The 14,424-nt window shown below is 61.0% G+C and carries 14 protein-coding genes; 7 read left to right on the forward strand and 7 right to left on the reverse strand.

What is annotated here, in order from left to right:
- Positions 1-97: 97 nt before the first annotated feature.
- Positions 98-1,540, reverse strand: coding sequence for a DHA2 family efflux MFS transporter permease subunit (locus EOS_RS35020; RefSeq protein ID WP_047896802.1), 1,443 nt, complete (start codon positions 1,538-1,540; stop codon positions 98-100).
- A 194-nt stretch (positions 1,541-1,734) separates the two neighbouring features.
- Here EOS_RS35020 and EOS_RS35025 point away from each other — a divergent pair, with 194 nt between their 5' ends.
- A complete protein-coding gene (locus tag EOS_RS35025; RefSeq protein ID WP_047896841.1) occupies positions 1,735-2,787 on the forward strand; it encodes an NADP(H)-dependent aldo-keto reductase in 1,053 nt (350 codons plus the stop codon).
- Between the two features lie 18 nt (positions 2,788-2,805).
- Here the strand turns inward: EOS_RS35025 and EOS_RS35030 are convergent, their stop codons facing one another.
- Positions 2,806-3,000, reverse strand: a complete 195-nt coding sequence (locus EOS_RS35030) for a hypothetical protein (protein ID WP_047896803.1) — start codon at positions 2,998-3,000, stop codon at positions 2,806-2,808.
- 86 nt (positions 3,001-3,086) lie between these two features.
- Between EOS_RS35030 and tkt the strand changes: the two genes are divergently transcribed.
- Both tkt and gnd read left to right on the forward strand, forming a co-directional pair.
- Positions 3,087-5,183, forward strand: a complete 2,097-nt coding sequence (tkt, locus tag EOS_RS35035; RefSeq protein ID WP_047896804.1) for a transketolase — start codon at positions 3,087-3,089, stop codon at positions 5,181-5,183.
- Between the two features lie 6 nt (positions 5,184-5,189).
- Complete coding sequence (gene gnd, locus EOS_RS35040) at positions 5,190-6,176, forward strand: phosphogluconate dehydrogenase (NAD(+)-dependent, decarboxylating) (RefSeq protein ID WP_047896805.1); 987 nt, start codon at positions 5,190-5,192, stop codon at positions 6,174-6,176.
- A 92-nt stretch (positions 6,177-6,268) separates the two neighbouring features.
- Here the strand turns inward: gnd and EOS_RS35045 are convergent, their stop codons facing one another.
- Both EOS_RS35045 and nodI read right to left on the reverse strand, forming a co-directional pair.
- Positions 6,269-7,069 carry an ABC transporter permease gene (locus tag EOS_RS35045; RefSeq protein ID WP_047896842.1) on the reverse strand — a complete coding sequence of 267 codons (801 nt, stop codon included), beginning with the start codon at positions 7,067-7,069 and terminating at the stop codon, positions 6,269-6,271.
- A gap of 60 nt (positions 7,070-7,129) precedes the next feature.
- Positions 7,130-8,056 carry a nodulation factor ABC transporter ATP-binding protein NodI gene (gene nodI, locus EOS_RS35050; RefSeq protein ID WP_087882037.1) on the reverse strand — a complete coding sequence of 309 codons (927 nt, stop codon included), beginning with the start codon at positions 8,054-8,056 and terminating at the stop codon, positions 7,130-7,132.
- Between the two features lie 430 nt (positions 8,057-8,486).
- Between nodI and EOS_RS35055 the strand changes: the two genes are divergently transcribed.
- On the forward strand, positions 8,487-8,993 hold the full coding sequence (locus EOS_RS35055) for a universal stress protein (RefSeq protein WP_047896843.1): 507 nt from the start codon (positions 8,487-8,489) through the stop codon (positions 8,991-8,993).
- A 107-nt stretch (positions 8,994-9,100) separates the two neighbouring features.
- Here the strand turns inward: EOS_RS35055 and EOS_RS35060 are convergent, their stop codons facing one another.
- The 3 genes from EOS_RS35060 to lexA all read right to left on the reverse strand — a co-directional run bounded on the left by EOS_RS35060 (position 9,101) and on the right by lexA (position 11,096).
- Positions 9,101-9,745 (reverse strand): DUF2939 domain-containing protein, encoded by a 645-nt coding sequence (locus tag EOS_RS35060; RefSeq protein WP_047896807.1) that lies wholly within the window; start codon positions 9,743-9,745, stop codon positions 9,101-9,103.
- Positions 9,746-9,866: 121 nt separating this feature from the next.
- On the reverse strand, positions 9,867-10,253 hold the full coding sequence (locus EOS_RS35065; RefSeq protein ID WP_235443056.1) for a hypothetical protein: 387 nt from the start codon (positions 10,251-10,253) through the stop codon (positions 9,867-9,869).
- A 186-nt stretch (positions 10,254-10,439) separates the two neighbouring features.
- Positions 10,440-11,096 carry a transcriptional repressor LexA gene (lexA, locus tag EOS_RS35070; protein WP_047896808.1) on the reverse strand — a complete coding sequence of 219 codons (657 nt, stop codon included), beginning with the start codon at positions 11,094-11,096 and terminating at the stop codon, positions 10,440-10,442.
- Positions 11,097-11,389: 293 nt separating this feature from the next.
- Here lexA and EOS_RS35075 point away from each other — a divergent pair, with 293 nt between their 5' ends.
- The 3 genes from EOS_RS35075 (at position 11,390) to cysW (ending at position 14,418) form a co-directional block, all read left to right on the forward strand.
- Positions 11,390-12,427: a sulfate ABC transporter substrate-binding protein gene (locus tag EOS_RS35075; protein ID WP_047896809.1), complete on the forward strand. Its 1,038-nt coding sequence runs from the start codon at positions 11,390-11,392 to the stop codon at positions 12,425-12,427.
- Between the two features lie 168 nt (positions 12,428-12,595).
- A complete protein-coding gene (gene cysT, locus EOS_RS35080) occupies positions 12,596-13,492 on the forward strand; it encodes a sulfate ABC transporter permease subunit CysT (protein WP_047896810.1) in 897 nt (298 codons plus the stop codon).
- Complete coding sequence (gene cysW / locus EOS_RS35085; protein ID WP_047896811.1) at positions 13,489-14,418, forward strand: sulfate ABC transporter permease subunit CysW; 930 nt, start codon at positions 13,489-13,491, stop codon at positions 14,416-14,418. The genes cysT and cysW overlap by 4 nt, the downstream gene beginning before the upstream one ends.
- Positions 14,419-14,424: the final 6 nt, after the last annotated feature.

Consider the following 14,424-nt stretch of genomic DNA (forward strand, 5'->3'; position numbering starts at 1 on the left):
CCGAGTTTGTAATTTTACCGTAACGCTCGAAAGGGCACTGACTGGTCGCTCGCGGGGCGGGGCTATCGCTGAAATCCGCAGTCAGCCGATTCCTCCCTCACCCCTTTCGCCGATGTCCACTCACCTCAGCCCCCGCATCGCGATGCAGGCTGAACAGGTCCGCCACGCCCAGCAACCCGACCGCCGCCACAATCAGAAACGCAACGCTGAAATCCGCGGGCACGACTGTCTGCGTATCGCGGCCATGCATCCACTCAGCGAGCCGCAACGCAATCGCGCCCAACGCGACGCCTACGCCCATCGTCAACTGGAACAGCGTGCTCGACAACGCGGACGCGCCGCTCATCTGGGCCTTCGGGACATCGGCGAAACTGAGCGTGTTCAGCGCAGTGAATTGCAGCGAGCGCGACAGTCCGCTCGCGAACAACACGGCGACGACGATCCAGGTCGGTGTTGTCGGCGATATCAAACTCATCACCGCCAGCGACACAGCCGCCAGAATCCCGTTCACGATCAGCACAGGACGAAAGCCAAAGCGCCGCATGACGGGCGTGGTGACGAGTTTCATCGATAAATTGCCGGCGAATACGGACAACGTCAGGAGCCCGGATTCGAACGCGTTCAGCCCGAAACCGACCTGAAACATCAGCGGCAGCAAAAACGGCGCCGCGCTGATGGAGATGCGAAACAGCGAACCGCCGCCCATCGCGACGGCGAAGGTCCTGATTCGCAGCGCGGTGAGATCGACCACTGGCTCCGTTGACCGCCGCACATGTAGCCACGCTCCCGCGCCTGCGATCAAGCCCATCGCAATCAGGCCGCTCGCGAATACCCAGGGCGTGTCGTTACGGCCGATGAGTTCCATCGCGTAGAGCAGGGTGGTGCAGGCAAGACCGCACAGCACGAAACCCAGAAAATCGAAGCGGCGGCCTGCATGCTCGCGGGTGTTGTCGAGGTAACGCAGCGCCAGCACAAGACCAATGACCCCAAGCGGCAGATTCAGATAAAAAATCCAGCGCCACGACGAATACGTGGTGATAAACCCGCCGAGCGGCGGCCCGATCACGGGCGCGACAAGGCCCGGCCAGGTGATGATCGAAATCGCGCGCATCAAGCCTTCCTTGGGCGTAGCGCGCAATACCGCGAGCCGCCCGACGGGCACCATCATCGCGCCACCGATACCCTGCAGCACGCGCGCCGCCGTGAACGTGGGCAGCGTGGACGTCATGCCGCACAGCACGGACGCAATCGTGAACACGGCGATCGCGCCGGCGAACACGGTGCGCAGGCCGAAGCGATCGGCGGCCCAGCCGCTGATCGGGATGAACACGGCAAGCGTCAGCAGGTACGACGTAATACCAAGGCTCAGATCGACGGGATGCAGGGAAAACGAGCGCGCCATCTGCGGCAGCGCCGTGGCGATGATCGTGCCGTCGAGGTTCTCCATGAAGAAGGTCGCCGCGACCAGCGTCACGATGACGGAGGAGCCGCGTGGGTTCGCCGCGCCGGACGTCGTGCGGGTGAGGTCGGGGGCCTGCATCGAAGGCGTTCTCCTGCTTGGATCTTGGATGATGTAAATATGTAAGACGATGACAGGCAAAACGGAAGCTTTATCGTTTGTGGACCGGACAGCGCCGTTGCGATGAGCTTCGATGCAGCATGGCCGGGGCTATGGTAGCTTCGGCATTCGGCTAGCGCCTTTAAAACCTGAACACGAACATGGGGAAGCACGCGATGGAGTACCGGAAACTCGGTGGAACGGATATCAATGTCAGCCTGATCGGACTGGGCACGATGACCTGGGGCGAGCAGAACACGGAAGCCGATGCGCACGCGCAGATCGATGCCGCGCTCGAGGCCGGTGTCAACCTGATCGACGCCGCCGAGATGTATCCGGTGCCGCCGCGCCCCGAGACGCAAGGGCGCACGGAGGAATATATCGGCACGTGGCTGGCCGCGCACCCGGGCGCGCGCGAGAAGATCGTGCTCGCTACCAAGGTCGCGGGACCCGCGCGCCAGCCGCATAATCCGCGGCATATCCGCGGCGCGGGCAACCAGTTCGACCGGAAGAACCTGACCGAAGCCATCGATACCAGCCTTGCACGGCTGCAGACGGATTACGTCGATTTGTATCAACTGCACTGGCCGGACCGCAGCACGATGACGTTCGGCCGCGCGAATTATCCGTGGGTCGAGGACGAATACACGGTGCCTATCGAGGAGACGCTGAGCGTGCTTGGCGATCTCGTGAAGGCAGGCAAGATCCGCTACGTCGGGGTATCGAATGAGACGCCCTGGGGTGTCGCACAATTCCTGAATGCCGCCGATAAACTCGGCCTGCCGCGCATCGTGAGCATTCAGAATCCGTACAGCCTGGTGAACCGCACGTTCGAAACCGGGCTCTCGGAATTCACGCACAAGGAAGGCATCGGCCTGCTGGCGTATTCGCCGTTGGCGTTCGGCTGGCTGTCCGGCAAGTACGAGGGTGGCGCGCGTCCGGCAGGCGCCCGTATCACGTTGTTCGAGCGATTTGCACGCTACAGCAAGCCGCACGCGATCAAGGCCATCAGCGGCTACGTCGAGCTCGCCAAGCGTCACGGCCTGAGCCCGACGCAACTCGCGCTCGCGTTTGTGAACAGCCGTCCGTTCACGACCAGCACGCTGATCGGCGCAACCTCGCTCGCGCAATTGCATGAGAACATCGGCAGCGTGGACGTGAAATTGTCGGACGAGATTCTGGCTGAAATCAACTTGCTTCACGAAACCCAGCCTAATCCCGCGCCCTGATAAAACCACCGGAAAATGTCATACGCGCTCGTTATGGTGGTCGACATCCGGTGATCGAAACGCACCACGATTTTTTACCCATCGCGTTCGTTTTTGCACGGTTTCAAGCGTAAAGTTGTTGTCGCGTCCGATGTCGTAATCGTCAGTCATAAGCCGCGCCGCTCCTTTGGTGGCGCGCGCTTCGTTGTTCTTTGGTGACGCGCCTGTTTTCATGGCACTACACTTGCTCGAAGGTCTCGGTTGCCCGCTGTGGCGCCTCTCGTGCCTCAGCGCGCCCTACGCAAAAGGAGTCGTCGCTCATGCCGCAATCCCCCTCGAAGTCCTCTTCCGATCTCGACACCCTCGCCATCAACACCATCCGCACGCTGTCCATGGACGCCGTGCAAAAAGCCAATTCCGGTCATCCGGGAACGCCGATGGCACTTGCACCGGTCGGCTTCCATCTCTGGCAAAACCACCTGCGCTACGATCCGACCGAGCCACTGTGGCCGAATCGCGACCGCTTCGTGCTGTCGGTTGGCCATGCGTCGATGCTGCTGTATTCGCTGCTGCATCTGACTGGTGTGAGAGCGCTCGATCATGCTGGTAAGCCAACGGATGGCCCGGCCGTATCGCTGGATGACATCAAGCATTTCCGGCAGCTCGACAGCAAGACGCCGGGCCACCCGGAATACCGGATGACAACGGGCGTCGAGACCACGACGGGTCCGCTTGGGCAAGGGCTTGGAAATAGCGTCGGCATGGCGATGGCCGCGCGCTGGTACGAGTCGCGTTTCAACAAGCCGGATGCGCAGATTTTCGACTATCGCGTGTATGCGCTGTGCGGCGACGGCGACATGATGGAAGGCATCTCGCACGAAGCGGCGTCGATGGCGGGGCATCTGCAATTGTCGAACCTGATCTGGATCTACGACAGCAATCGCGTGACGATCGAAGGGCACACGGATCTGGCGTACAGCGACGACGTGGAAACGCGTTTCAAGGGCTACAACTGGAACACGATGCATGTGGACGACGCCAACGACGGCGCCGCGCTCGAAGCCGCGCTGAACAAGGCGAAGGCCACGACCGACAAACCCACACTGATCGTGGTGAAAAGCATTATTGGCTGGGGCGCGCCGCATAAGCAGGACACGTCGGCGGCGCATGGCGAACCGCTGGGTGTCGATGAAATCAAGCTCGCGAAGAAGTTCTACGGTTGGCCGGAGGATTCCAGTTTCCTGGTGCCGGACGGCGTGTACGAGCATTTCAACGAGGGCATCGGCGCGCGTGGCAAAGCGGCGCGCGAAGCGTGGCAAAAGAGTTTCGATGACTACGCGAAGAAGTATCCGGACTTGGCGAAGGAGTTTGCGCAGATCGAAGCGCATGCGTTGCCGGAGGGTTGGGACGCGGACATCCCCACGTTCGACGCCGACGCGAAGGGCATGGCGTCGCGGGAATCGTCGGGGAAGGTGCTTAACGCCATCGCGAAGCGCTTCCCGTGGATGATCGGCGGCTCGGCGGATTTGTCGCCATCGACCAAGACCGACATGAAGTTCGAAGGCGCGGGCAGCTTCGAACATGACAACTACGCCGGCCGCAACCTGCACTTCGGTATTCGCGAGCATGTCATGGGTGCGATCTGCAACGGCATCGCATTGTCGAATCTGCGCCCCTACGGTTCCACGTTCCTGATTTTCAGCGACTACATGAAGCCGCCGATCCGGCTTTCGTCCATCATGGAAGTGCCGGTGATCTACGTGTTCACGCACGATTCCATCGGCGTGGGCGAAGACGGCCCGACGCATCAGCCGATCGAACAACTGGCTTCGTTGCGCGGCGTGCCGGGACTCAGCAGCTACCGTCCGGGCGATGCAAACGAAGTCGCCGAATCGTGGCGTGCCGCACTGTCCGAGCCGCATCGGCCGGCTTGCATCATCGTCTCGCGCCAGCCGCTGCCGACTTTGGACCGCTCGAAATATGCATCGGCGAAGGGCGTTCACAAGGGCGCGTATGTTCTCGCCGACGCTGAAAACGGCAAGAAGCCGCAAGTCATCCTGATGGCGACGGGCAGCGAACTGTCGTTGTGCGTCGATACCTACGAGAAGCTCAAGAGCGAGGGCATCGCGGCGCGGGTGGTCTCCATGCCGTCATGGGATCTGTTCGAAAGGCAGGATGAAGCCTACAAGGATTCCGTGTTTCCGCCAGACGTGGACGCGCGCGTGTGCGTGGAGCAGGCCGGCACTCTCGGCTGGGATCGTTATGTGGGCCGTCTCGGTTCGCAAGTCGTGATGCATACGTTCGGGGCGTCGGCGCCGCTCTCCGACTTGAAGAAGAAGTTTGGCTTTACGCCGGAACACGTCTACGACGAAGCGAAAAAGCAGATCGAACGCGTTAAAACCAGCCATAAGGAGTAAGCCATCATGCAGATCGGAATCGTGGGACTTGGCAGGATGGGCGCGAACATTGCACGCCGGTTGATGCGCGGCGGGCAGACGTGCGTGGTGTACGACCATGCGCCCGAAGCGACGCAGGCGGTCGTGGCCGATGGCGCGACCGGCGCAAGCGAGCTAGGCGATCTCGTCCAAAAGCTGGCTGCGCCGCGCTCGGTCTGGCTGATGCTGCCGGCGGGCAAGATCACCGAAGACACGCTGAACGATCTCTACGAGATCCTGGAAGCGGGCGATACGGTTATCGATGGCGGCAATAGTTTCTACAAGGATGACATCGTCCACGCGGCGAAGCTGAAAGAGAAGGGCATCCATTTCATGGATGTAGGCACGTCGGGCGGCGTGTGGGGACTCGAGCGCGGTTATTGCATGATGATCGGCGGCGACAAGGACGTGGTGCTGCGGCACGATCCGATTTTGTCTGTGCTGGCTCCCGGACGCGGTGATATTCCCGCCACGCCGAATCGCGAAGGTCGCGATCAACGTGTCGAAAACGGCTATATGTACGTGGGGCCGGTGGGATCGGGGCACTTTGTGAAGATGGTGCATAACGGCATCGAGTACGGCTTGATGCAGGCGTATGCGGAAGGGTTCGACATCCTGAAGCACAAGTCGTCGACGGAGTTGCCTGAGGCGCAGCGCTACGATCTGGATATTGCAGATATAGCGGAGGTGTGGCGGCGAGGCAGCGTGGTGTCGTCGTGGCTGCTGGATCTGACAGCGGGGGCGCTTGCCGGTAACAGCACGCTCGACAAGTATTCTTCCGAAGTGGCCGACAGTGGCGAAGGGCGCTGGACGATCGAGGCGGCGATCGAGGAAGCGGTGCCGGTGCAGGTTTTATCGGCGGCGCTTTATTCGCGGTTCCGGTCGCGCGAAGATAATTCGTTCGCAGACCGGATGTTATCGGCGATGCGATTCGGGTTCGGCGGACATAAGGAATTCACGCCCGGGCTGAAGTAATCGGAGCACAGCACGAAGAGAAACCGTTCCAACTTACGTTGGAACGGTTTTTTATTAAGCGCTTCGGGTGGCCTCAAGTCTTGGCTATCCGCTTAACGCATCATCCGTCGACGGAACAGCATCGCGCAGATAAAGAACGGCATGATCGCATAGGCCGCCAGCACCGCCACATGCAGCACCAGATGCTCTGCCGGACGGTCGAGCATCGCGGGCCGGATGAGCTCGACCGCATGCGATAACGGCAACAACAGCGAGACGTGCTGCGCGATTGCGGGCAGCTGCGTAAGCGGGAAAAACACGCCCGAAAGCAGCAGCATGGGCGTGAGCGCGAGCGTCTGGTAGAACATGAAAAAGTCGTAGCTCGGCGCCACCGCCGTCACGATCATCGCCGTGCTCGAAAACGCCAGACCGGTCAGGACGATCACGGGCAACGCATAAAGCATCGATGGAAAACTCGCGTAGCCGAGAACGCCGGCCACCAGCATGATCGCCACGCCCGACAACACTGACTTGCTCGCAGCCCATACAATTTCCGCGAGCACGATATCGCCCAGGGTGAGCGGCGTATGCATGATCGCCTCCCACGTGCGTTGCACATGCATGCGCGAGAAGCCGGAGTACATGGCCTCGAAACTCGCCGACATCATCACACTCGACGCCACCGTGCCCGCCGCGAGAAACGCGATATACGAAACACCGTCCACGTGGCCGACCATCAGGCCGAGCCCGAGACCCAGGCCGAACAGGTAAATCATCGGATCGGCGAGATTGCCGAACATCGAGGCAATCGCGAGCTTTTTCCAGACGAGATAATTGCGCCGCCAGACCGACATCCAGTTCGTCGCGTTCGCGGGCATCGCGGCCACGAACGGCTCGTGTTCCGGCTTTTGCACGGAGCGCGGAGCGCGGGGTGCCGATTCCACGGTGTTCACATTCGGTTCGCTCGACATGGATCAGTCCACCATCTCGCGCCCGGTCAGGCGCAAAAACACATCTTCAAGATTCGCCGGCCGATGTAGATAACGCACGCCTGGCCGCCCCTTTACTCGCTGATGCACGGGCGCGGGGTCATCGACATAACAAAACAGCGTCTCGCCGCTGATCTCCATCCGGCCGACGAACGGCAACAGTTCCTCGCGAAGGGCTTGCGGATCGGGACCATAGATCTCGATCACGTCGCAGCCGATCACCCGCTGGATCAGATCGTCCGGTTTTCCCTCGGCCACCTTGCGGCCTTCCTCGATCACGCACAACCGGTCGCAAAGCCGTTCGGCTTCCTCCATGAAGTGCGTGGTGAGCAGGATCGTCTTGCCGCGCGCGAGCAGCGAGCGTAGCCGTTCCCAAATCAGATGCCGCGCTTGCGGATCGAGCCCGGTGGTCGGTTCGTCCATGATCAGCACGTCGGGATCGTTCACTAGTGCGCGCGCGAGCGTCAGCCGCCGTTTCATCCCGCCGGATAACTCGCCGACCCGCGCATTCGCCTTGCTTTCCAGCCGCGCGAATTCCAGCAGCGACGGCACCACGGCTGCTATCTCGCTGCCGCTCATGCCGAAATAACGGCCGAACACGAGCAGGTTTTCGCGCACGGTGAAGTCGGGATCGAGGTTGTCGAATTGCGGCACCACACCCACGCGGCGCCGGGCGTAACGGGCGCGAGAAGGAATTGGTTCATCGACAAGACGGATCGTGCCCGCATCCGGCGCGGTGAGGCCGAGCAGCATTTTGAGCGTGGTCGTCTTGCCCGCGCCATTGGGGCCAAGCAGGCCGAAACACTCGCCGGGCTGGACGTGGAACGACAGGCCGTTGACGACCGTCTTGTCGCCGTAATGTTTCTCGACGTCGATAAATTCGATCGCTGGGTTTGCCGGCGCGCCTGTCATGCGGGTCGCGTGGCTGGGTAACACTGCTGCATCTGACATGCGCAAACACTCGGGCGTTGGGTCTGAAAACAAGCTAACTAGTTTAATCGATTGCACCAACGAGGCGCGTCCCGTCGCGCGACCTGCACTGCGGATGCGCATGCCGGTTATTTTGTGGTCTCACGGCGCGTTCGTTGTGCCGGATCTGGTGGCTGGAAAGCCCGCCCATCAAGGGATTGGGGCTCCTGGCATGGTGCCCGCTTGGCGTTTCACCAACGACGGGGCCGCATTAGCGTTTTCCATCGTTGTCACCGTTTCAGCGACGCACCATGATGAAGGCAACGCGGCCCGGGTTTTGTCGCCCACCCGGCCCACGGGGCAGAATCTGCAAGACTTTGACGACCGTTTTTTCGATGCCCTTTGCTGCCCCTGTGCAGCGCGGAGAACCACCATGGCGAGCTACCGAAAAATCCTGTTGTGTTACGACGGCTCCCGTGAAGGGCGCAAGGCATTGCGCGACGGCGCGAATCTGGCGCTCGACCTGAAAGCCGAAACGCACGTGCTGGCTGTTGTCGACATGCGCTCCAGCATTGCCCAAAGTGCAGGCCTTCTCACCGATATGGCATGCGGCCGTTTCGAGGACGCCGCCCGCGACATTCTGCGTGAAGGCGTGGAATGGCTGACCGAGCGGGGCGTAAAGGCGGAGGGTCACTTTGCGTTCGGCCATCCTATCGATGAAATTGCCGGGCTTGCCCAGAGTTTGCAGGTCGATCTGGTAGTGGTGGGGCATCGGTGCCGCACGGGCCTCGCGCGCTGGTGGATGGGCGCGGGTAACACGCCGCTGATGGATAGGGTGTCATGCAGCATTTTGGTGGCGGTGTCGCCAACGGGCACATCGGCCGAGCAGGAAGACGCAGCGCACGCGGCGATGCCCGCGAAAGCCGAGGCGAATGTCTGATGCGGCTGAGGACTGTGAGTTGCTGAGCGAGCTTCGCGATTAAACCGTGGCGGTATCGCTCAGCTCAGCTCAGATTGTCCCGTTGTTGTGGGTAACTAATTACTCGCTCAACCGTTCAACTCCACCGCGACGAGCTTCCACGAGAACAGCCCGTAGCGCCGGAGAATAGCTGAATAGCGGGCGTCGCCGGCGCCATGCTGATAGTTCACCGCGAAAGTATCGAAACTCCGATATCCCGCCGTGGTTTGCGGCGGGGGCTTCGGCGCGGATGGTGCAGACGGCGCAACGGTGGTAGGCGCAGGTTGCGCGGGCGCGGCTGATAGAGGCGCTGGCGCGGTTCCCGGAGCAGCGCCAGCAGGGCTGTTCGCCTCGGACGGAACCGGCGGTTTTTCGCCCGGATCGCCTCGCGGCGGTATGCCGTTGAGGAGCGCCGCCACGCCGTCGGGCGTCGCGTACGAATCCACCAGCGGGCCAATCAACGCTGCACCAATCAAGGCGCCGATCATCGCGAGCGGATTGCCGCTCTTCTGCGTATCGATTTTCCGCGTGAGCAACTGCCCAACCTGGTCTTTCAGACTTTCACGCAGCGACGGAAAGTCGACGTACTGATTCACGGTTTGCGCGTCGCGGGCGTCGGCGGCGCGTTTCAACCGGTCGAGCGCGATATACGGCGACGCATAGATCAAACCGAGTGCTGCTACGACAACGACGACGATCAGCGCAATTACAACGGACTTGCTGGTGCGGGACATACGTTAGGGCGCCTCGTGGCTGATGAGATGGATGCGGCTCGAATGCGAGAGTAGAGACAACTCTCCAGATGGACCGCAACGGCGCCGAAATTATCCCTGCAAAACTCATCGATATTGAAAATCAGGCGAGCAATCCGTCTTCAACCCCTGCACGTTCTTCGTCAATACACCGGTCGATCATGCGCGATACGGCGTTGATATTGCCAACCATGATCACCCGCGATTCCCCGCGATAAACCCGCACCGGCGCACGTTGCTCGGCCCGCGTATGCACCGACGCGCTCAACGACACCCGGGCGAACGCAGGCTGCCGTGAGGGCAGGACGGGGAGTTCGTCGAAGAGATCGCGGGTGTCGGCCGGCGTTTGCGTCTTGCAGGAGATCAGCGCGCGCAGATGCCGCAACCGGCCGAACTCGCGAAATTGCCGAAACGACAGGGGCGAGCGTGCAGCCGGTGCGAAAGATGCCGTTAAAAACGAGGCAGAAAACAGGCGGGCGAATCGTTCCATGATGTTTCTCCGAAGACAATAGGACGCGCGCCGGTTCATCGCGGCTGCGATGTCCGTCACGCTTTATAGGACCGGAATGCAATTGCAGCGCGGCTGGAAGCGGGAACGCCCGCCGCCGCCCTGCATATCAGAAGAATCAGAAAACAGAAATCAAAACAGAAGCAGAAACCGAAAACCTTGCGGAAATCAAAGCTCGCCGGAACGAATCAACCCAACCGCAATGCCTTCCAGTGCGAAGTCATCACTTCCCGACGCCACGAAGATATTCTCGTAGTCAGGATTCTCAGCGATCAGTTCAACACCGTCCGGACGACGTTTCCAGCGTTTCACCGTGACGTCGTCGCCAAGCCGCGCCACGACAATCTGCCCGTCCTTCGCCTCGTTTTTCTTCTGCACGGCGAGCAAATCGCCGTCCAAGATGCCCGCGTCGCGCATGGAAAGACCACGCACCTTCAATAGATAGTCCGGTTTGCTGGAGAACAGCGCCGGATCGCAGGCGTAATGCTGAGAGATATGTTCCTGCGCGAGGATCGGGCTACCCGCCGCCACGCGCCCGACCAGCGGCAAGGACAGTTGCATGATGCTGGCATGCGGCAGCGTGAACTGATGGGGTCCGTCATCAGGGCCGCCCTGGCTCAACAAGCGAATGCCACGCGATGAACCCGCGGCCAGTTCGATCACCCCTTTACGCGCCAGCGCCCGAAGATGCTCTTCGGCCGAATTGGCGGAGCTAAAACCGAGTTCCGCTGCGATCTCGGCGCGCGTGGGCGGAAACCCCGTGCGTTCGATAGCGCGCTGGATCAGTTCGTAAACCTCTTGCTGCCGCGTAGTCAGTTTGCTCATTTTGGTCACGTGCTTTTGCCCCTTATATGGCCGGTCGTCCACTGTATGGATGAACAGATGCCTGTAGTTTTATACAGTATTCGATGCTTTTCAAGCTTTACTTTAAGTTCGACGTCGTCGGAACCACACAGAAGGGGTAAACATGGCGCTTCAGCACCTGTTTGATGGCCGCAACGCCGCTTCCAGCGGTCATTAGCACTTTTTCATCTAAAAGAATGAATAACAATTATTTTTAATAATGAAGACCCGTCGATAGACTCGGCTCCTCAAACACATAAGACGGAGAACGGGGAATGCGGAGTCGGAATTCGGGGTGGGGCGCACGAGCAAGGAAGCTATTCGCGACGGCCGTGATCGGGGCGGCGTCGGGGGTGGGTTTGATCGCGCAAGCGCACGCCGACACATCGTTCCTCAACGTGTCGTACGACCCGACGCGTGAGTTGTATCAGGAGTTCAATCAGGCGTTCGGCAAGAAATGGAAGGCTGAAACCGGCGAAACCGTCACGTTCAAACAGTCGCACGGCGGCTCGGGCGGTCAGGCACGGTCGGTCCTGGATGGCCTGCAGGCCGATGTGGTGACGTTGGCGCTGGCCTATGACATCGATGCGCTGGCAGCTAAGGGACTGGTAGACCAGGACTGGCAGAAGCGCTTGCCGGATAACGCGTCGCCGTACACATCGACGATCGTGTTCCTCGTGCGCAAGGGTAACCCAAAGCAGATCAAGGACTGGCCGGACCTGCTCAAGCCGGGCGTGTCCATTGTGACGCCGAATCCGAAGACATCGGGCGGTGCGCGCTGGAATTACCTCGCGGCATGGGCGTATGCGGAACATCTGCCGGGCGGTAATGCGACGACTGCGAAGGACTTCGTGACCAAGCTCTATAAGAATGCCGGCGTGCTGGATTCCGGCGCGCGGGGCGCGACGACGAGTTTCGTGCAGCGTGGTCAGGGCGACGTGCTGATCGCGTGGGAAAACGAGGCGTTTTTGTCGCTGAAGGAATTCGGAGCGGACAAGTTCGAGATCGTGGTGCCGTCGGTGAGCATCCTGGCTGAGCCCCCGGTTGCGGTCGTCGACAAGGTGGTCGATCGCCATGGCACCCGCAAGTTGGCCGAGGCGTATCTCAAGTATTTGTACAGCGAGGAAGGTCAGGAAATCGCGGCGCGCAATTTCTATCGGCCGCGTTCGACGGCGGTGCCCGCTGCACTGACGAAGCAGTTCCCGAAGATCAAGCTTTACACCATCGACGATTCATTCGGTGGCTGGACCAAGGCGCAAAAGACGCATTTCGCCGATGGCGGTGTATTCGATTCGATCTATCAGCCGCAGTAAACACGGCGGCATGAAAGACAGCATCGCCGGCGCCGAAGCGCTCGCGGTGCTGTAGTCGTAAAGAAGCTTGAAATAACACTACGGCCGCGTCAGACGGCCAGAAAACCAACCCGAAGATTGACCCCGAAGCGCCGTCCCCGCGGCGCCACGGAACTGGATGATTCAGGCATGACGACTTTCATTTTCCGCAAGCCCAGCGCACTGCCGGGCTTCGGCCTGACGCTCGGCATCACGGTGGCGTATTTGAGCCTGGTGGTGCTGATCCCGCTCGCCGCGACGTTCGCCAAGACGGCCACGCTCGACTGGGCGACGTTCGTGCGCGCGGTCACGGCGCCGCGCGTGCTGGCCTCGTATCGGCTGACGTTTACTGCTGCGCTCGGCGGCGCGCTGATCAACGCGGTGTTCGGTTTTTTGGTGGCGTGGGTGCTGGTGCGCTACACGTTCCCGTTCAAGCGCGTGGTGGATGCTGTGGTCGATCTGCCGTTTGCCTTGCCGACTTCCGTTGCTGGCATCGCGCTCGCGGCCGTGTATGCGCCAAACGGCTGGATCGGCCAGTTTCTCGCACCGCTCGGGCTCAAGGTGGCGTTCACGCCGTTGGGCGTGCTCGTGGCGCTGACGTTTATCGGCTTGCCGTTTGTGGTGCGCACCGTGCAGCCCGTGCTTGAAGATTTCGAACGCGAGCAGGAAGAAGCGGCCGCGTGCCTTGGCGCCACGCGCTGGCTGACGTTTCGCCGCGTGGTGCTGCCGTCGTTGTTTCCCGCGCTTTTGACTGGTTTCGCGCTCGCGTTTGCGCGTGCGCTGGGCGAATACGGGTCGGTGATTTTCATCGCAGGCAATGTGCCGATGAAGTCCGAAATCACGTCGTTGCTGATCATCACGAAGCTCGAACAATATGACTACGCCGGGGCCACCGCAATCGCCGTGGTGATGCTGTGCGTGTCGTTCCTGATGCTGCTGCTGATCAATACGCTGCAATGGTTCCTGCAACGGCGCACGAGCCGCAGCGGGGCAGGGCCCGCGCCCGCTTCGGCCGGTGCGTTGCATATCGATGGGGCGAAAGCATGAGCACGGCCAACCAGAAAGCGGTGGACGTCGCGGTGCCGCGTGCGATCGAACATAAGCTCGATCCGGTTACCGAACCGCGCGCCGTGCGCTGGATCCTGACCACCATTGCGCTGATTTTCCTCGCACTGTTTCTCGTGGTGCCGCTCATTGCTGTGTTTGCACAGGCGTTCGCTAAGGGTGTCGATTATTACTTCGACTCGCTGAAAGACCCGGACGCGTGGTCCGCCATCAAACTCACGCTGATCGTTGCCGTAATCGCGGTGCCGTTGAACGTGGTCTTCGGGTTGACGGCATCGTGGTCCATCGCGAAGTTCGAATTTCGCGGCAAAGCTTTCCTCACGACGCTGATCGATTTGCCGTTCTCGGTCTCGCCGGTCGTCTCTGGCCTCATCTACGTGCTGATGTTCGGCGCACAGGGCTGGTTCGGTCCCTGGCTTATCGACCACAACGTACAGATCATCTTCGCCGTGCCCGGCATTGTGCTGGCGACGATCTTCGTCACGTTCCCGTTCGTCGCGCGCGAGCTGATCCCGCTGATGCAGGCGCAGGGCAACGACGAGGAAGAAGCGGCGCACGTCCTTGGCGCATCGGGCTGGCAGATCTTTCGCCGCGTGACGCTGCCGAACGTGAAGTGGGGTTTGCTGTATGGCGTGATTCTTTGCAACGCGCGTGCGATGGGCGAGTTTGGCGCGGTATCGGTGGTATCGGGCCATATTCGCGGACAAACCGACACCATGCCGCTGCATGTAGAGATCCTCTACAACGAGTACAACTTTTCGGCGGCGTTCGCCGTGGCCTCGCTGCTGGCGCTGCTCGCGCTCGTGACGCTGGCCCTCAAGCTGCTCGCCGAACGCCGCATGTCGCAATCGATTGCAGCAGTGCAGGCGCGACCCGCCGATGTGCCCGTCGTGTCAATCCAGAACTAGAAGGCG

The organism is Caballeronia mineralivorans PML1(12) (assembly GCF_001028175.1).
Lineage (GTDB): Bacteria > Pseudomonadota > Gammaproteobacteria > Burkholderiales > Burkholderiaceae > Caballeronia > Caballeronia mineralivorans.